Genomic DNA, 17,733 nt, shown 5'->3' on the forward strand with positions numbered 1-17,733 from the left:
AGCGACCGGCAGGGTCTTACCCGGCCGGTCGCTGCGCGTCGCTGGCGGCCTCGGCCCGCTCTACCCGCACAGCCGAGTACTTGAACTCCGGGATCTTGCCCCAGGGGTCGAGCGCCGAATTGGTCAGGATGTTCGCCGCCGCCTCGACATAGGCGAAGGGCAGGAAGACGTTCCTTTCGGCCACCGCCCGGTCGGCCCGTGCCATCACGGTCAGGCTGCCGCGCCGGGTCGTCAGCCGGATCATCCCGCCTGGTGCAACGCCAAGCTCGCGCAGGGTCCTTGGGTGCAGCGAACAGTTCGCCTCGGGCTCCACCGCATCCAGCACCGCGGAGCGGCGGGTCATCGACCCGGTGTGCCAGTGTTCCAGTTGCCGCCCCGTGATCAGCACGAAGGGATAGTCGGCATCGGGGCTTTCGTCGGGCGGCACGATGCTGGCAGGCGTGAACCGCGCCTTGCCGCCCTCGCGCGGGAAACCGTCGCCAAAGACGATGGCCTGCCCCGGATCTTCGGGACCGAGCGAGGGATAGGTCACCGACCCCTTCTCCAGCCGCTCCCAGGTGATGTGATCGAACGAGGCCATGCCGGCCGTCATCTCGGCAAAGATCTCGGACGGGTGGGCATAGCTCCAGTCAAGCCCGAGCCTTCTGGCCAAGTCGACTACGATCCGCCAATCCTCGCGCGCCTCGCCGGGTGGCGGCACCACCTGACGGCCCATCTGGACCTGACGGTTGGTGTTGGTCACGGTCCCGGTCTTTTCGACCCAGGCGCTGGAGGGCAGCACCACGTCGGCATAATTCGCGGTCTCGGTCAGGAAGATGTCCTGCACCACCAGATGGTCGAGCTTCGCGAGCGCCGCGCGGGCGTGATCGACGTCTGGGTCCGACATCGCCGGGTTCTCGCCCAGGATATACATGCCGCGGATCTCCCGGCGATGGATCGCCTCCATGATCTCGACCACGGTCAGTCCGGGCTCGCCGCTGAAGGTGGCCCCGCCCCACAGATCCGAGAATGCGGCGCGCACCGTATCGTCGGTCACGCTTTGATAATCCGGCAGGAACATCGGGATCAGGCCCGCGTCCGAGGCGCCCTGAACGTTGTTCTGGCCGCGCAGCGGGTGCAGGCCGGTGCCCGGGCGGCCGACATTGCCGGTCATCAGCGCAAGGCTGATCAGGCAGCGCGAGTTGTCGGTGCCGTGGACATGCTGGCTGACCCCCATGCCCCAGAAGATCATGCCGGCTTTGCCCCCCGCGAAAGCCCGCGCGACCGCACGGATCTGGCCCGCGGGAATGCCGCAAAGAGCCTCCATCGCCTCGGGGGAAAAGCCGTCGAGATGCGTCTGCATCGCTGGCCAGTTCACCGTGAAACGATCAATATAGTCCCGGTCGTAAAGGCCCTCTTCGACGATCACATGCATGATCGCGTTCAGCAGCGCCACATCGGTGCCGGGGCGGAACTGCAGCATGTGGGCGGCGTGGCGCGCCAGCGCCTGTCCACGCGGGTCCATCACGATCAGCGTGCCGCCGCGCTTGGCGAACTGTTTGAAGAAGGTCGCGGCGACGGGGTGGTTTTCGACCGGGTTGGCGCCGATCACGATGGCCACGTCGGCATGTTCAATCTGGTTGAAGCTGGCGGTCACAGCACCCGAGCCGATGTTTTCGATCAGCGCCGCCACCGACGAGGCATGACACAGCCGCGTGCAGTGATCGACGTTGTTGTGGCCGAACCCCTGGCGGATCAGCTTCTGGAACAGATAGGCCTCTTCGTTCGAGCATTTGGCCGAGCCGAAGCCTGCCACAAGCTGCCCGTCCTCGTCCCGCAGCCGCGCCAGACCGGCGGCCGCAACCTCCAGCGCCTCGTCCCAGCCTGCCTCGCGGAAATGGCTCAGCAGGTTGCCGGGATCGACGTTCAGACCCTTTGCCGGCGCATCCGTCCGGCGGATCAGCGGCCGGGTCAGCCGGTGCGGGTGGGTGATATAATCATAGCCGAAGCGACCCTTGACGCAGAGCCGGTTTTCGTTCGCCGGCCCCGCGATGCCTTCGGCAAACAGAATCCGGCCGTCCCGCACCTTGTAGGAGATCTGGCAGCCGACCCCGCAATAGGGACAGACGCTGTCGACCGCACGGTCGATGGCGGCGCGATCGCCCGCGCCATCGGCGTCGAGGAGCGTGGCGGGCATCAACGCGCCGGTCGGGCAGGCCTGAACGCATTCGCCGCAGGCCACGCAGGTGCTGTCGCCCATCGGATCGTCGAGATCGAACACGACGCGGGTGTGCGCCCCGCGGTGGGCCATGCCGATCACATCGTTCACCTGTACCTCGCGGCAGGCACGGACGCAGAGGTTGCAGTGGATGCAGGCGTCGAGGTTCACCGCCATGGCGATATGGCTGTCATCGGGCCGCGGCACGGCATCGGCGTCTCGCGGTGGAAAACGGCTGGCCGTGACCCCGGCCGCGGCCGCCATGGCGCTGAAATGGGACGAAGCATCGTGCGGCGTCGCGGGCTGATCGGCGGCCAGCAGTTCGATCACCATGGCGCGGGCCTTGGTGGCGCGCGCGCTGTCGGTCGCAACCTCCATCCCCTCGGTCACCGGACGCAGGCACGAGGCTGCAAGCGTACGTTCGCCCGCCACCTCGACCATGCAGGCACGGCAGTTTCCGTCGGGGCGATAGCCGGGCTCCGGGCGGTGGCAAAGATGCGGGATGCTGACTCCGGCACGCTGTGCTGCCTGCCAGATCGTTGTGCCCTCGGGCACGGTCAGGTCGGTGCCGTCGAGGCGGAAGGTAACGGTGGGGATCCGGGCGCCATCAGGCATCGCCGCACACCTCCTCGGGGAAATGTTTCAGCGTCAGCCGGATCGGGTTCGGCGCCGCCTGCCCGAGCCCGCAGATCGAGGCATCGGTCATCACCTGGCACAGGTCTTCCAGCAGCTCCGCATCCCAGTGCTCGGCCTGCATCAGCTTTACCGCCTTTTCACAGCCGACCCGGCAGGGCGTGCACTGGCCGCAGCTTTCATCCTCGAAAAACCGCAGCATGTTCACGGCCGCGTCGCGAACCGAGTCGCGATCGGACAGAATGACCACCGCGGCCGACCCGATGAAGGTGCCCAAGGGTTGCAGCATATCGAAATCGAGCGGCACATCGCCCAGCGCCGCAGGCAGGATCCCCGAGGATGGCCCGCCGGGTTGATAGGCCTTGAACACATGCCCCTCGGCCATGCCGCCCGCCGCCGCGATCACCTCGCGCACCGTCGAACCGGCGGACAATTCATAGACTCCGGGGCGGGCGACCCGGCCCGAAACCGAATAGCTGCGCAGCCCGACGCGGTCGTTGTGAACGACCGATGTCATGATCTGCGGCCCCTCGCGCAGGATCCGCGTGACCCAGTGCAAGGTCTCGACATTGTGCACCAGCGTCGGGCGGCCGAACAACCCGACCTCGGCCACGAATGGCGGGCGGTGGCGCGGCAGGCCACGCTTGCCTTCGAGGCTTTCGATCATCGCGCTTTCCTCGCCGCAGATATAGGCGCCGGCACCGCGGCGCAGCTCGATATATCCGGGCGCGGCAAGGCCCGCGGTTTCAAGGGCTGCGATCTCGGCCTGAAGGGCCGTACGGATCTCGGGGTATTCGTCGCGGAGATAGATATAGCAGCGGTCCGCCTCGATCCCCCAGGCGGCGATCAGCATGCCCTCGAGGAACAGATGCGGCCGGGTTTCGAGGTGAAAGCGGTCCTTGAAGGTGCCAGGTTCGCCCTCGTCCCCGTTGACGGCCAGATAGCGGGGGCCGGGATGGCCGCGAACGGCCCGGGTCTTCATCCCGGCCGGAAACCCCGCCCCGCCAAGCCCGCGCAGCCCGGCGGCCAGCACCGTTTCAAGCGTTGCCTCACGGTCGCCACCGGCGCGCAGGCGTTCCAGCACGCTGTAGCCGCCGCCAGCGCGATAGGCCGCCAAATCCTCGTGCGCGATCCGGCGCGGCGCGGTCTGGCCCGCCGCGGCGGCGGCCAGCACGCTGTCAGGCGTCGCATGGCCGAGATAGTTCTGCCCGACCGCCACCGTGGGCGCGCTGTCGCAGCGCCCCATGCAGGGGCCACGCAAAACCCGCACCCGGGCCGGATCTGTCCCCGCCCGCAAGGCATCCGTCAACGCCTCGGCGCCCTGAAGCCTACAGGAAAGCGAGGAACAGACCCGGATGGTCAACTCGGGCGGCGGGGTCTGCCCGGCCGCTACCACGTCGAAATGGGCATAGAAGGTCGCGACCTCGAACACTTCGGCCTGCGACAGCCGCATTTCTTCGGCCAGCGCGCAAAGATGCGCTTCAGAGAGGAACCCGAAGCGATCCTGCAGCAGGTGCAGGAATTCGATCAGCAGATCGCGGCGCCGCGGCCGGTCGGCAAGCGTCGCGCGGACCTCGGCCAGCGCGTCCTCTCCAGCCTGCCGGCCCTTGGGCGTCACCCGCGAACGTCCGGTGCCCTTGCGCTTCCAGATCCCTTTCGGGCCGTCAAGCGGTGCCATGGCGTTCCTCCCCCTTGGCTTACAGGCTGGCACCGGGCGGCGGCTGCGTCAAATGCAGAAGGCGTGCATGCATGGATTGTCCGCGCAGGCGGGGATACCCTGAGCGGTACGCAGACCAGTCTGATCCACAATCGCTCCGGGAGATCCGCCATGACACCACCCCCCCTGCCCGCCCTCATGACAGTGGTCGAGATCGGCACGCCCGGCGGGCCCGAAGCGCTGCAAGTCGCGAAACGCCCGCTGCCGGTTCCGGCCGCGGACGAGGTGCTGATCCGGGTCACTGCCGCCGGCGTGAACGGCCCCGACCTGATGCAGCGCAGCGGTCTCTATCCGCCGCCAAAGGGCGCCTCGGACCTGCCGGGGCTGGAGGTTTCGGGCGAGATCGTCGCCGTCGGGGCCGGACAGACCCTGTGGGCCTTGGGCGACCGGGTCTGCGCGCTGACCAACGGCGGCGGCTATGCCGAATATGTTGCGGTGAACGCGGGGCATTGCCTGCCGATCCCGGACGGCGTGACCGAGATCGACGCCGCCGGGCTGCCCGAGACCTTCTTCACCGTCTGGAGCAACATCTTTCACGGCCACGAGTTGGCGCGCGACAGCCTGTTGCTGGTGCACGGCGGATCGGGGGGCATCGGATCGGCCGCGGTACAACTGGGCGCTGCGATGGGCCTGCGGGTCTTTGCCACCGTGGGGTCGGACCCGGCGGCCGATTTTGCCAGCTCGCTCGGCGCCCTGCGGGCGATCGACTATCACCGCGAGGATTTCGTCGAGATCTGCCGCGAGGCCGGTGGCGCCGACGTCATCCTCGACATCGTCGGCGGCAGCTATGTCGGGCGCAACCTTCGGGCCGCGGCCCCTGACGGGCGGATCATCCAGCTGGCGTTCCGGCAGGGATCGAAGGTCGAGGTCGACCTGATGCCGGTGATGCTGAAGCGGCTGATCCTGACCGGATCGACGCTGCGCCCGCGCCCGCCCGCCTTCAAGGCCGCGGTTGCGGCCGACCTGCGCCAGACCGCATGGCCCATGTTCGCAGACGGCAGGCTGCGCAGTGTGACCCATGCGGTGCTGCCGCTGGCCGAGGCGGCCGAGGCGCACCGGCAGATGGAGGCCGGCGGCCACCACGGAAAGATCCTGCTGACGCCCTGACCGGATCGGCGGGCGGGCGCCAGACCCGCCCGCCATCGCCCCTATCAGACCCGCAGGAAACGCGAGGGGCCGGTTTCGCCGAACAACTCGATCTCGAGGCTGCCCGCCCGTCCGCCCGCAAAATCGCCGAAGATCAACGACGAACGCGAGCCGACTGGCGCGTTTTCATTGACGAAATCGAAGACCATCATGGCCCCGTCCCAGGGCTGAAGCGGGAACAACATCGGCTTTGGCCCCGCGGCGAGGATCAGGGCGTCATTCTTCTCCACGATCTCGATCATGCCGAAATAGGGATGCGCATAGACACCGATGCAGGTCTCGGCCGCGGGCGGCGGGGCCGCTGCCGCCGGGGCCGAGGCGCCCTCGGTATGGCCGCGCAGGGTATAGAACCCTTCGAACCGCGGCGAAAAGCCGGCGTACCAGTCGCGGGTCTCGTGGCCGAACTGGGCGAGATCGGTGAAGGCGGCAGCGATCGATTCGACCGCGCCGACCGGTGCGGCGTTCGACAGCACCATTATCCCAAGATCGAGCGAGGGGATCAGCGAAAAGCAGGTTCCCGCCCCCAGCAGGAAGGCCCCGGAATGGCTGAGCCGGACGCGGCCCGACGGCTCGACCCCGACGTTGAAGCCAAAGCCATAGAACCCCGCCCGCGCGTCCGGGCTTTGTGGCTGGGACGAGAACGCCTGCGGGCTGATCGCGGGCAACAGCGCCCCGGGGGTCAGAACCTGGGTCCCGTCGTGGGCGCCATTCGCCAGCACCATCTTCATCCAGACCGCCATGTCGTTGACCGAAGAACTGACGCCGCCCGCCGGCGATTGCGGGTCTGGCTGGCGCTGGAACAGCGGGGCAAAACCGTCGGCGGTGCGGGCGTGCGGGATGGCCCGGTTCTCGGCTGCCATGAAATCGGCAAACCGCGAACTGGTGGACGCCATGCCGAGCGGGCGATAGAGCACCTCTTCCGACAGGCTGGCCCAGTCGGTGCCCGAGGCCTGTGCCACTGCCTCGCCCGCCGCCGTAAGGCCATAATTGGTGTAGGCGTAGGAGATGCGGAACGGCGCAAGCGGCAGCAGGCGCAGGCGTTCAAGGATGGTCTGGCGGTCAAAGCCGAGGTCTTCAAGATCGTCGCCGGCGTGATCGGGCAGCCCCGAGCGGTGGCTGTAGAGATCGCCGATGGTCAGCTTTAAGCTGCGGTCGGGATCCGACAGCGCAAACCAGGGCAACAGATCGCGCATCCGGCTGTCCCAGGACACCACGCCTTCGCCGACCTGATGGGCGACCACGGTGGCGCCAACGGGTTTGGACAGGGACGCAAGCTGAAAGACCGTATCCGGGGTCACAAGCTCTGCTGCCCCGACGCGGCGCAGGCCATAGCCGCTGGCCAGCACCGTCCGCCCCTCGTGCACCACCGCGACAGCAACGCCCGGAATGCCGCTGCGGGCCATGACGTCGGCGACGATCCGGTCCAGCTCGGCCACGGCCGCGTCGATCTGGCCCGGCGGCACTGCAACGCCCACCACCCGGTCGGGCGGCAGGTCCTGTGCAACAGCCGCAAGCGGTGGCGCAACAAGCGCGGCGGCGCCGGTTCCGAGAAACAGACGACGGGAAAGGGCGAAGGAAGTCATGGGCGCGGTCCAATCAAGTCAGGTGCTATCACTGCACCGACACTAGCGTCCCGATATCGCCCAAGGAACTGCGTTTCGCAGATCCGGCGCCCGGACCCCGCGTCCGTCCCCTCGGACCCGCGTGTCGCACCGGCCGGACGCGCCGTCAGGCCGACGCGGCGTCCTGCGTTTCGACCGCTTCCAGACGGTCGCGCAACGCCAGATGTGCCGCTGCAAGACGGGCCACCGGCACGCGATAGGGCGAGCAGGAGACATAGGTGAAGCCCGCCTTGCGCACGAAGTCGATGGTATCGACGTTGCCGGCATGTTCGCCGCAAACCGCCAGGATGATGTCGGGCCGCGCCTTGCGCCCGCGGCTTGCCCCCATCATCAACAGCTCGCCCACACCCTCCTTGTCGAGCGTGTGGAACGGGTCCTCGGGGAACACGCCGCTGCTGACGTAGCTGCTCATGAACCGCCCGGCGTCGTCGCGCGACAGCCCATAGGTCATCTGCGTCAGGTCGTTGGTGCCAAAGCTGAGGATGTCGGCATGAACCGCGATCTCGCCTGCGCGCAGCGCCGCCCGCGGGGTTTCGACCAGCACGCAGAGCCGATAGCGGAACTCCTGCCCCGAGGCATTCCTGACCGCCGCCGCGACCCCGTCGATCCGGGTCTTGATCAGCTCGACCTCGCGCTTGGCCGAAACGAGCGGGATCATGATCTCGGGGACCACGGCGGCCCCGGCGATCCGGCTCGCCTCGACCGTCGCCTCGAAGATCGCGCGCACCTGCATCTCGTAGATCTCGGGCTGGGTTACGCCCAGCCGCACACCGCGCAGCCCCAGCATCGGGTTGAACTCGGTGATCGAATCGACGCGCCGGATCACGTCGCTCAGCGGCAGGTCGAGCGACTCGGCCAGCGCCGTCAGCCCCTCGCGGTCGGTCGGCAGGAATTCGTGCAGCGGCGGATCGAACAGCCGGATGCACACCGGGTGGCCCGCCATGATCCGGAACAGCTCCATGAAATCCTGCCGTTGCATCGGCAGCAGCTGTTCCAGCGCCGCCGCGCGGTCGGTCGGGCTGTCGGTAAAGATCATCTCGCGCATGACGGCAAGCCGCGAAGGCTCGAAGAACATGTGCTCGGTCCGGCACAGCCCGATGCCTTCGGCGGCAAAGCGGTGGGCGACGGCGGCACCTGCGGGCGTATCGGCATTGGCCCTGACCCCGATGTCGCGAAAACCGTCGGCCCAGTCCAGCAACGTTGCGAAGGGGCCGTCGAGGCTCGGCTCCTGCATCGCAATGGCGCCCGCCATCGCCTCGCCCGTGGTGCCGTCGACGGTGATGATGTCGCCCTCGCGAAACACCCGGCCGCCGATGGTCATGGTCTTGTTGCGGGTCGAAACCCGCAACCCCGAGGCTCCGGCGATGCAGGGCAGGCCAAGCCCGCGGGCGATCACCGCAGCGTGGCTAGTCATGCCGCCGCGTTCGGTGACGATGGCGCGCGCCGCCTGCATGCCGCGGATGTCTTCGGGCGTGGTCTCGCGCCGGATCAGGATGCAGGGGATCTCGTGCGCCTCGGCCGCCAGCGCCGCGCGGGCCGAGAATGTCAGCCGCCCGGTCGCCCCGCCGGGGCTGGCGCCGATGCCCTTCAGGATCACGTCGCGCTTTGCCGCCGGGTCGACGCGGCGATGCAGCAGCTCGGGCAGCGCGCCGGGATCGACCCGCAGCACCGCCTCCTGCTTCGAGATGATGCCCTCCTCGGCCAGTCGCACCGCGGCGGCGACGGCCGCACGGGCGCTGCGCCGGGCAGGGATTGCGTCGATCACCCACAGCTTGCCATCGGCGATGGCAAAGCGGATCTCCATCTCGTCGCGCAGCTTCTGCCGGCAGAGCGCCGCCATCTCGACCAGTTCGGCATGCAGCGCCGGCGCCTCGCCGCGCAGTGTCGGCCCGGCCTCGCCATCCAGCGGCATCATCGCACCGCTGCGCCGCGCCTCGCCGAAAGTGGCCTGGCGGCGGTACTCGCCCACCGCGCCCGCGGCCCCCGTCACCGGATCGAGGCTGCGGATGACGCCGGTACCGGATTCGCCATGGCCAAGGCCCGTGGCCATCTCCTGAACCACCAGCCCCAGCCCGGCATCCGCCGGCGCGCCCTGGGCCTGGCGCAACAGCCGGGCCGAGACGCCTTCCCACGCCCGGGCCATGGATTTCAGGACCTGAGCGAGCTGTTCGGCCGGATCCTGCGGAAACGGCGCGTCGGTTGCACGCTCATAGGCGGTCAGGGCGACGGCCACCGGATCGACGGCATCGAACGGCGCCTCGATCGTGTCGGGATCGAGCCTTGCCACGTCGGCTGCATAGGCCCGAATGAAGTTCAGATAGCGCGCCTGCGCCGCCTCGGGGCCGAGGTCGCGGGCCAGCGCGTTGCGCACCGCGTCATTCATGCCGACATCGAGGATCGTGCGCGGCCCGCCCCAGTCCGCCGCCCCGCTTGACGGCCGGACCGAAACCAGAGGCAGCGGCCCGAAGGGCGCCAGCAGCGCTGCCATGTCAAGCGGCCCGCCATCGGCGATCCGGTGCACCGCGGCAAACCCGATCGCGACGCTGCACGGCACCGGCAGGCCAAGCCGGATCAGACGCTGCAGACAGACCGCCCGTGCACCGAAGCGTTCAGCCGACAGCACCGCATCGGCAGAAATGGGGGCCGCAAGGACGCGGCCTTCGGCGGCAATTCCGGACAAGGACATCGCGATTTCCCTTTCTCGCGTGGTCCATCCACCATACGCCAAGCGCCGAAGCGAACAACCTCCGCCGTCGCTGACGTCGACAACGGCTGTGGGGATCGGGCCGAACCGATCGAGGCGGGTGGGCAGACGTCGGTCCCGCCCCGGTCCGAAACGCCAAAGCGCCCAGGCGTTTCCTCCTTAGCCCGGCGAAGCGCGGGACGGCAATCGACGCCCTAGATCTGCCGCCGGACTCCCTTGACGAGGCGGGAGCGTGGCCTACTCCAAGGAACTGCACCGTTTGCAACTGGAGGTTTCGGCCAGGTCGAGATCAGCTCAGCCGGTCGCGGATATGCGCCGCGTAAAGCGGGTCTGCCTCCATTCGTGACCGATAGGCCGAGAGATTAGGCAGGTCCGCCAGCGGAAGCAGGTCCGCCAGCAAGCCCAGCCTGTGCACCGCGGGACCCGCACAGATGTCGGCCAGGGTCACGCAATCGCCAGCCAGATAGTGTGTGTTGGCCAGCAGGCTTTCGAGCTTTGCAGCCAATGCAGAGACCGCTGGCAGCTTGGACAGGCGTTCATCGTCCTTCGCCTTGCGCAGGGCGCCAAGCGGGGGCGTCAGGGACAGGGAAACCCAGTCCATCCAGCGGTCTATCCGCGCCTTGCCGTCGTTGTCGGAGGGCCAATGCGCACCGGACGGACCCTCACTGGCCAGATAGCGCAAGATGGCGTTGGACTCCCACAGGACGAGGTCGCCGCGCGTCATCACCGGCACCTTTCCGAAGGGTGTAAGGTTATGAAAATCGCCGGCATTCTCGGCGCCTGACCCACGTCCGGCGGGCATTAGTCTGAACGGCTGTCCGATCAGGTCGAGGAGCCAGAAAACCTTGGCACAATTTGAGGAATCGCGGCGTCCGTAAATCGTGAGTTCCATGCTGAGCTTCCGCTTGAGTTCGTTCTGACCGGCCCGGCATCCACGCCCGACCAGCCCTGGCATACAGGCGGCCCTCTTCGCCGCCGCCGCCAAGTCAACTGGCAGCCGGGGACCCAAATAGTCCCTCGGCGAACAAGTCCGTACACACCGATTGACTGTGTGTCGACACTTGTATACAAATGTCTCCATCGGAATGCAATCAGCCAAAGTTCGGCGTCCCGTGCAGCTGGCCAGCGGCCTCTGCGCACCGTTCGAGCTTTGCGGCTATTTGCTCCGCAGGGGTTGAGACGGGGCCGGAAATGACTTCGCAAACACGCCGTACGGGCGGGACACCGTACCTCTATCACAGCAGCCATTGGGGTACCTTTACGGCGGTACGCGAGGGGGACGCGCTGCGGATACAGCCGATTTCCGACGATCCGGACCCCTCCGACATCCTTCAGAACATTCCCGCTGCGCTTTCGCATCCTGCGCGCCTTGCCCGTCCGCTGGTGCGCAGGGGCTGGCTGGAAGATGGCCCCGGCCCGGACCCCCGGCGCGGCACAGACGGTTATGTCGAAATGGCGTGGGATGACGCGCTCGATCTCGCCGCGAAGGAACTGGCGCGGCTCGGCGGCGGCAGGGGCGAGGCAGGCGAAGAAAATGCGGGGCGCCACGTCTTCGGCGGGTCCTATGGCTGGTCCTCCGCGGGGCGGTTTCATCACGCGCAAAGCCAGGTTCACCGGTTTCTGAACGTTTCTTTCGGCGGCTACGTGGCCTCGGTCGAGTCCTATTCCAGCGCTGCCGGCTCGGTCATCCTCGACACCGTCGCCGGCAACTGGCGGCGCCTCTCGCGCGAAGGGCGTTGGTGGGAGCATATCCGCGAGCGGACCGAACTGGTCATTGCCTTCGGCGGGCTGCCGCTGAAGAACCTTGCCGTCAGCCCGGGCGGCAATTCGCGGCATATCGCGGCGGAGTCGATCCGGGCCGCCGCCGCAAGGGGCGCCCGGTTCGTATCGATCAGCGCGCTGCATGACGACTTCCCGAACGATTGTCCTGTGGACCGGCTTGCCCCGCGACCGGCGACCGATGTGGCGCTGATGCTCGGGATGGCTCATCGCCTCATCCATACCGGCGCGGTGGATCGCGGCTATCTCGAGACATACACGACCGGTTGGGAGGCGCTGCGCGCCTATATCGAGGGCGAAGAGGACGGGCAGCCCAAGACGCCAGACTGGGCGCAGGCGATCTGCGGGGTCGATGCGCGCGAGATCGAAGCCCTGGCGGACCTGGCCGCGCGATCGCGGACCCTCATCACCATCGCCTATGGCCTCCAGCGGGCGGAGAATGGGGAACAACCGGTCTGGATGGCGCTTGCCCTGTCCTGCATGCTGGGCGGCGGCGTGCGGCGCGGCGCCGGCTTTTCCTATGCTCTGGGCTCAATGGGCAACCACGGCAAGCCACAGCTTGCGGTGCCGAGCCCGACGTTGCCCCAAGGCAGGAACCGGTCGGGCGACTTCATACCCGTGGCAAGGATTGCGGATCTGTTGCTCAACCCCGGCGGCCGCTACACCTATCGCGGGAAGGACCGGAAATATGGCCACATCCGGCTGATCTACTGGGCGGGCGGCAACCCGTTTCACCATCATCAGCATCTGGACCGGCTGCGTAAGGCCTTCGCGAAACCGGATACGATAATCGTCCATGACAATGTGGGCACCGCCACCACCGCTCATGCCGATATCGTCTTTCCCGCGACGATCACCGCTGAGCGTGACGACATCGGTGCCAGCGCGGGCGATCCCTTTCTCGTTCCAATGAAGAAGCTCGCGGAACCCTACGGCGAGGCGCGGGACGATTTCAGCATCTTTTGCGAGCTGTCCCTTCGGCTCGGCTGCCTGGCCGAGTTTTCCGAGCGCCGCACCGCGCGGGAATGGCTGGAGCATCTTTACGGCGAAACGCGGGGCGCGCTGGCCGAAGCGGGATTGCCGGCACCGGCCTTCGACACCTTCTTCGAGGGGCCGCCGCTTCACCTGCCGACCTCCGACGCGCCCAGCATGATGGAGGCCTTTCACGCCGATCCGGCCGCCAATCCGCTGGCGACGCCCAGCGGCCGGATCGAGCTGTTCTCCCATCTCGCCGTGGCGGGCGGGCTCCCGGGCCATCCCGCATGGATTGAACCCGAGGAATGGCTCGGATCGGCCATGGCCCGAACCCATCCCTTTCAGCTTGTCGCGAACCAGCCCGCTGGCAAGCTCCACAGCCAGCTCGATTTCGGCAAGACCAGTATGGCCGCGAAGATCGGCGGGCGTGAGGTGGCGTGCATGAACGAGGCCGATGCGGAGCGGCTGGGTATTCGCGAGGGGGATGTGATCCGCCTTTGGAACGCCCGAGGTGCCGCGCTGGCAGTCGCCCGGCCATCCTCCGGCATCGCGCCCTCGGTCATCCGGCTTTCCACCGGCGCTTGGTACGCGCCAAGAGAGATCGAGGGCGCCGGCCCGGCCTGCGTGAACGGCAACCCCAACGCCCTGACCGCCGATCGCCCCGCCTCGCCTCTCAGCCAGGGATGCTCCGGCCAGTTATGCCTGGTCTCGGTCGAACGGTTGAAGGCGCCGGATCCCGGAACCGTTCCGCATGAAAATATCCTGCTCCGCCCCAAGAGGCGCTGAACTACCGGCCAGGGGCCGTTGGGGCCGGACGCACCGAACTGGCAGAGACCTCCATTTCCACGAGAAAGACATGACATGAGCCAGACCGGTATTCCGTATCTATTCATGCGCGGCGGGACGTCGCGGGGGCCTTATTTCCGCCGGGAGGATCTGCCGCGAGACAGAGAGACGCTCTCGGAGGTGCTGATCCGCGCGGTCGGCTCCGGTCATTCGCTGAACATCGACGGGATCGGCGGCGGTTCAGCCGTAACCACCAAGGTTGCGATGCTGTCGGTGAGCGACGACCCCTGGGCGGATGTCGATTACTTTTTTGCGCAGATCAGCGTCGACACGAGGATGGTCGACTACAAACCGAGCTGCGGCAACATCCTGTCCGGGGTCGGGCCCGCGGCCATTGAAATGGGCATCGTCCCCGCGAAGGACGGCGTGACGGAGGTGAAGATCCGCGCGGTCAACACCGGTTCGAAGGTCGTTGCCCGGGTGCAGACCCCGAGAGGCATCGTGACCTATGAGGGTCAGGAGCGTATCGACGGCGTTCCCGGCGCAGCGGCACCGATCACGCTGAACTTCACCGAAACCGTTGGCGCGGCGACGGGTCGGTTCCTGCCGACCGGAAATCTTCAGGACCAATTCCGCGGCATTGCCGTGACCTGTATGGACGTCGCGATGCCGATGGTCATTGCGCGCGCCACCGATTTCGGCCTGACCGGGCAGGAAAGCCGCGACGAGCTGGATGGCAACAGGGATTTCTTTGCGGCGATGGAACAGGTGCGCCTCGAAGCGGGCGCGGCGATGGGCTTTGAGAATGTCGCAGAGTCGGTCGTTCCGAAATTCGGGCTGCTTGCTCCGGCCCGAAACGGCGGGTCGGTCGCCGCGCGCTATTTCATGCCTTGGAGCACCCATCCCACGATGGCCGTCACCGGCGCCCAGTGCCTTGCCGCCTGCGCCCTGACCCCGGGTACGGTTTCCGACGGCCTTGTCGACCGCCCGCAGATCTCGCCCGCGAGAATTGTGCTGGAGCATCCCTCAGGCCAGATCGACCTGACCGTCGATTTCGATATGCACGACGGCGCGCTTCGGCTTCATTCGGTTGGTCTTGTCCGCACAGCGCGCAAGCTCGCCGACGGAAAGGTATATGTACCGACAGGGCTCTGGAACGGCGCTGCCACCTGAGGACCAATCTGCCGAAAGGGGCGTTTCAACAGAGCCGCCGAACGGACGCGCTGCGCGAGACTGGCCCCCAAAGGAAGGGGCGTCGATGAGACGGCTGACCGGTCAATTTGTTCTGCATCTGATTTCCGGCTGTACGGCAGATCTTTTCTCCGGGCTGGGCTTGCCGCTCGACCGCAGGGATCCTGGGGGCAGTGCGTCGCGTTCGTTGCGGCGATGCACATCACGCGGATTTTCCTGATTATACCCAACCTGGAACGGATAATGCGTCCAGCCGTGCGCAGCCACCGGATCTGACAGAACCGCCTGTCCCGTCATTCGATCTTGGATACATTGGAAAACACATGTACCCTTAGGTTGCAAAGTACGTGTCAGGGAAAGCAAAATGGTACAAATTTCCAAGACTCGCGACATCAGCCACACGGTATACGAGCAGGTGCGCGAAGCAATACACGACGGTGAGTTCAAGGTCGGCGACAGAGTGACCGAGGTTGCCCTTGCCGAGAAATTCGGTGTCTCGCGCACACCCATTCGCGACGCAATTTCAAAGCTCGAGGCTGACGGGCTGCTCACGAACGTCCCCCGGCGCGGACTGATCGTCACCGATCTCAGCCATCAGCAGATCGGAGAACTCTACATGATGCGAGAAGTGCTGGAGGGCGCGGCAGCGCGACTTGCCGCTCTGGCCGGCAGCGATGCCGAGATCTCCACCTTGCAGGGACTTGTGACGACGGAAGAAACCGCCCTGCCAGACCCTGCCAAGCTTTCGGCGATCAACAAGAAGTTCCACCGTCTCCTGGCCCTGGCAGCCCACAACCGATATCTGCTTGTGGCAATCGAGCAATTGTCGATCACCATGTCGCTGTTGCCCAGCCTGCTGGCCGAAGGGGGGCGCTCACAGATCGCGCACGATCAACATATGCTGATCGTTGAGGCCATAAAGAAGCGCGATCCCGAAGCCGCCGAGGCGGCAATACGCGATCATATCCGCTCCTCGCATGAGCATCGGCTGCTGCTCATGCTTCCGGATGATTCGTAGCGGCCTCGGGGAGTGCCCATTTGGTGGGCTCTCACCCACATGACGTCCCAATTACCGGTCACTGACCGCGCGTCGCATCCTGCAGCATCGCGCGCGCAGCATCCAATCGGGTCGCCCCGACCGTAATTATTTTCCCAAAAATCAAATACTTAAGATCTCCTCGGCGCCTGCTCCGTGCGCCGGAAGCGTGCCAATGTTTGAAAAACAAAACACAAAAAAACACTTGCATACTATAGTCCGTGCGTGATCCGATGAATCTACGTCAGACCGTTCAGAACAAGCCTAGCGACAGGGGAAACACATGGAACTCGACAGACGTATCTTTCTCGGTGGGATGGGAACGCTTCTAATTCCGACCGCCTTCCTTCCGGCCTCACCTGCCTTCGCAGTCGAACTTGACGGTACGCTGACGATCGGCATGTCTACGGAAAGCTCGTCGATGGATCCCCATTGGCACATCCAGACCGCCAACAGCTCCGTGTCGCAGCACATTTTCGACCGGATCGTCCATCTGGACAAAAACCAGATCGAAGTGCCTGGGTTGGCGGAAAGCTGGCAAAGCATCGACAGCAACACCTGGGAGTTCACCCTGCGGGATGGCGCAACCTTCCACAACGGCGATCCGGTGACGGTGGAAGACCTGATCTTCAGCTATGAGCGGGCGAGCAACGTCCCTGGCGCTATCTTCAATCTTCGCGCCTATCTGGGAGACAAGCGCTTCGAGAAGGTCGGCGACCGCACGCTTCGCGTGATCACAGAACACGCCAACCCGATCGTTCCGCGCGAACTCGCGACCACAGCGATCATCTCGAAAAGGATCGGTGAAACCGCGCTGCCCGAAGACTACAATTCCGGCGAGGCCTGCATCGGTTCGGGCCCGTACAAATTTGTCGATTACGTTCCTGGCCAGGTCATCGAGCTTGAACGCAACGAGGAATACTGGGGCGAGCTTCCGGACTGGAGCCGCGTTGTCATCCGCCCCATCCCGACGGGCGGTTCGCGCGTGGCGGCGCTGCAATCGGGCGACGTCAACGTCATCGACACGGTTCCGCCTTCTGACGTGGAGCACCTGGAGAACGACTCCGAGATAGATCTAGGCCGCGGCACCGCAAACCGCATGATCTTCCTGTTCTTCGATCACGGTCGCGATGTGTCGCCTTACGCGACCGCGAAAGACGGCAGTGAAATCCCCAATCCTTTCAAAAGCCGACTCGTCCGGGACGCTTTCGATCTGGCTATCGACAAGAAAGCGATTGCAGCGCGGATCCTGTCGGGCAACGGCGCACCGGCCGAGCAGCTGGTCCCCGCCGGCATCTTCGGCCACAACCCCGATATCCCGCTGCGCAATGCCGATACCGCAAAGGCCAAAGCGATGCTGGAAGAGGCCGGCTATCCCGACGGATTCAAGGTAACCCTGCACGGCCCCAACGACCGGTTCATCCGCGACAGTTCGGTCATGCAGGCGGCCGCGCAGATGCTGGCGCGGATCGGTATCGATATCGAGGTCGACGCCATGCCGGCCAACATCTTCTACAAAAGAGCCTCAAGCGGCGGCGAAGGCGGCGTGCCCGAGTTCAGTTTCTTTCTCGTTGGTTACGGGGCGGCCACCGGCGAGGTTTCCGCCGCGCTTCGCAACCTGATCCACACCTACGACGCGTCAACCGGCTTCGGGTCGAACAATCGCGGACGCTACTCCAACCCCGAGATCGACCTGCTGATCGAGGAAGGCATGGCAACACTGGACGACGTCAGGCGCGAGGAGATCTACAAGACCTGCTGCGCGATGACGGTCGAGGACGTTGCGGTTGTTCCGCTCTACTATCCGATCAGCGTCTGGGGAATGCAGAGCGACATCGCGTTCGAAGGTCGCTCTGACGAGCGGACGCTCGCAATGGACTTCAACGCCGCAGGCTGACCCTCTTCGGGTCCTCCGCGCGGCCGGGTCCTCCCCCCCGGCCGCGCTCC

General features: G+C 66.2%; 10 protein-coding genes. 5 read left to right on the forward strand and 5 right to left on the reverse strand.

What is annotated here, in order from left to right:
• Positions 1–16: 16 nt before the first annotated feature.
• A complete protein-coding gene (fdhF, locus tag DQG17_RS10150) occupies positions 17–2,812 on the reverse strand; it encodes a formate dehydrogenase subunit alpha (RefSeq protein WP_116132734.1) in 2,796 nt (931 codons plus the stop codon).
• The gene (locus DQG17_RS10155) at positions 2,805–4,508 is read right to left on the reverse strand and encodes an NAD(P)H-dependent oxidoreductase subunit E (RefSeq protein ID WP_116132735.1); all 1,704 of its coding nucleotides are present in this window, start codon (positions 4,506–4,508) and stop codon (positions 2,805–2,807) included. Before DQG17_RS10155 ends, fdhF begins: the two co-directional genes overlap by 8 nt.
• A gap of 150 nt (positions 4,509–4,658) precedes the next feature.
• Between DQG17_RS10155 and DQG17_RS10160 the strand changes: the two genes are divergently transcribed.
• A complete protein-coding gene (locus DQG17_RS10160) occupies positions 4,659–5,654 on the forward strand; it encodes an NAD(P)H-quinone oxidoreductase (RefSeq protein WP_116132736.1) in 996 nt (331 codons plus the stop codon).
• 44 nt (positions 5,655–5,698) lie between these two features.
• On the opposite strand, the gene DQG17_RS10165 is transcribed toward DQG17_RS10160, so the two are convergent.
• The 3 genes from DQG17_RS10165 to DQG17_RS10175 all read right to left on the reverse strand — a co-directional run bounded on the left by DQG17_RS10165 (position 5,699) and on the right by DQG17_RS10175 (position 10,974).
• Positions 5,699–7,276, reverse strand: coding sequence for a serine hydrolase (locus DQG17_RS10165; protein WP_116132737.1), 1,578 nt, complete (start codon positions 7,274–7,276; stop codon positions 5,699–5,701).
• A gap of 145 nt (positions 7,277–7,421) precedes the next feature.
• The gene (locus DQG17_RS10170) at positions 7,422–10,001 is read right to left on the reverse strand and encodes a putative PEP-binding protein (protein WP_116132738.1); all 2,580 of its coding nucleotides are present in this window, start codon (positions 9,999–10,001) and stop codon (positions 7,422–7,424) included.
• A gap of 307 nt (positions 10,002–10,308) precedes the next feature.
• A complete protein-coding gene (locus DQG17_RS10175) occupies positions 10,309–10,974 on the reverse strand; it encodes a glutathione S-transferase family protein (RefSeq protein ID WP_232829401.1) in 666 nt (221 codons plus the stop codon).
• A 236-nt stretch (positions 10,975–11,210) separates the two neighbouring features.
• Here DQG17_RS10175 and DQG17_RS10180 point away from each other — a divergent pair, with 236 nt between their 5' ends.
• From DQG17_RS10180 to DQG17_RS10195, 4 genes are all read left to right on the forward strand, one after another.
• The gene (locus DQG17_RS10180; protein ID WP_116132740.1) at positions 11,211–13,559 is read left to right on the forward strand and encodes a molybdopterin-dependent oxidoreductase; all 2,349 of its coding nucleotides are present in this window, start codon (positions 11,211–11,213) and stop codon (positions 13,557–13,559) included.
• Positions 13,560–13,634: 75 nt separating this feature from the next.
• Positions 13,635–14,732 (forward strand): 4-oxalomesaconate tautomerase, encoded by a 1,098-nt coding sequence (locus DQG17_RS10185; protein WP_116132741.1) that lies wholly within the window; start codon positions 13,635–13,637, stop codon positions 14,730–14,732.
• Between the two features lie 382 nt (positions 14,733–15,114).
• Complete coding sequence (locus DQG17_RS10190; protein WP_116132742.1) at positions 15,115–15,768, forward strand: GntR family transcriptional regulator; 654 nt, start codon at positions 15,115–15,117, stop codon at positions 15,766–15,768.
• 301 nt (positions 15,769–16,069) lie between these two features.
• Positions 16,070–17,683 carry an ABC transporter substrate-binding protein gene (locus DQG17_RS10195; RefSeq protein WP_116132743.1) on the forward strand — a complete coding sequence of 538 codons (1,614 nt, stop codon included), beginning with the start codon at positions 16,070–16,072 and terminating at the stop codon, positions 17,681–17,683.
• Positions 17,684–17,733: the final 50 nt, after the last annotated feature.

The sequence above is a fragment of the Tropicimonas sp. IMCC34043 genome, assembly GCF_003390845.1.
Classification (GTDB): domain Bacteria; phylum Pseudomonadota; class Alphaproteobacteria; order Rhodobacterales; family Rhodobacteraceae; genus Tropicimonas.

Excerpts from the sequence above, each read along its gene's own strand:
- DQG17_RS10195 (WP_116132743.1), top strand. The coding sequence starts at position 16,070 with ATGGAACTCGACAGACGTATCTTTCTCGGTGGGATGGGAACGCTTCTA.
- DQG17_RS10175 (WP_232829401.1), bottom strand. The coding sequence starts at position 10,974 with ATGCCAGGGCTGGTCGGGCGTGGATGCCGGGCCGGTCAGAACGAACTC.
- DQG17_RS10190 (WP_116132742.1), top strand. The coding sequence starts at position 15,115 with ATGGTACAAATTTCCAAGACTCGCGACATCAGCCACACGGTATACGAG.
- DQG17_RS10160 (WP_116132736.1), top strand. The coding sequence starts at position 4,659 with ATGACACCACCCCCCCTGCCCGCCCTCATGACAGTGGTCGAGATCGGC.
- DQG17_RS10165 (WP_116132737.1), bottom strand. The coding sequence starts at position 7,276 with ATGACTTCCTTCGCCCTTTCCCGTCGTCTGTTTCTCGGAACCGGCGCC.
- fdhF (WP_116132734.1), bottom strand. The coding sequence starts at position 2,812 with ATGCCTGATGGCGCCCGGATCCCCACCGTTACCTTCCGCCTCGACGGC.
- DQG17_RS10185 (WP_116132741.1), top strand. The coding sequence starts at position 13,635 with ATGAGCCAGACCGGTATTCCGTATCTATTCATGCGCGGCGGGACGTCG.
- DQG17_RS10170 (WP_116132738.1), bottom strand. The coding sequence starts at position 10,001 with ATGTCCTTGTCCGGAATTGCCGCCGAAGGCCGCGTCCTTGCGGCCCCC.
- DQG17_RS10180 (WP_116132740.1), top strand. The coding sequence starts at position 11,211 with ATGACTTCGCAAACACGCCGTACGGGCGGGACACCGTACCTCTATCAC.
- DQG17_RS10155 (WP_116132735.1), bottom strand. The coding sequence starts at position 4,508 with ATGGCACCGCTTGACGGCCCGAAAGGGATCTGGAAGCGCAAGGGCACC.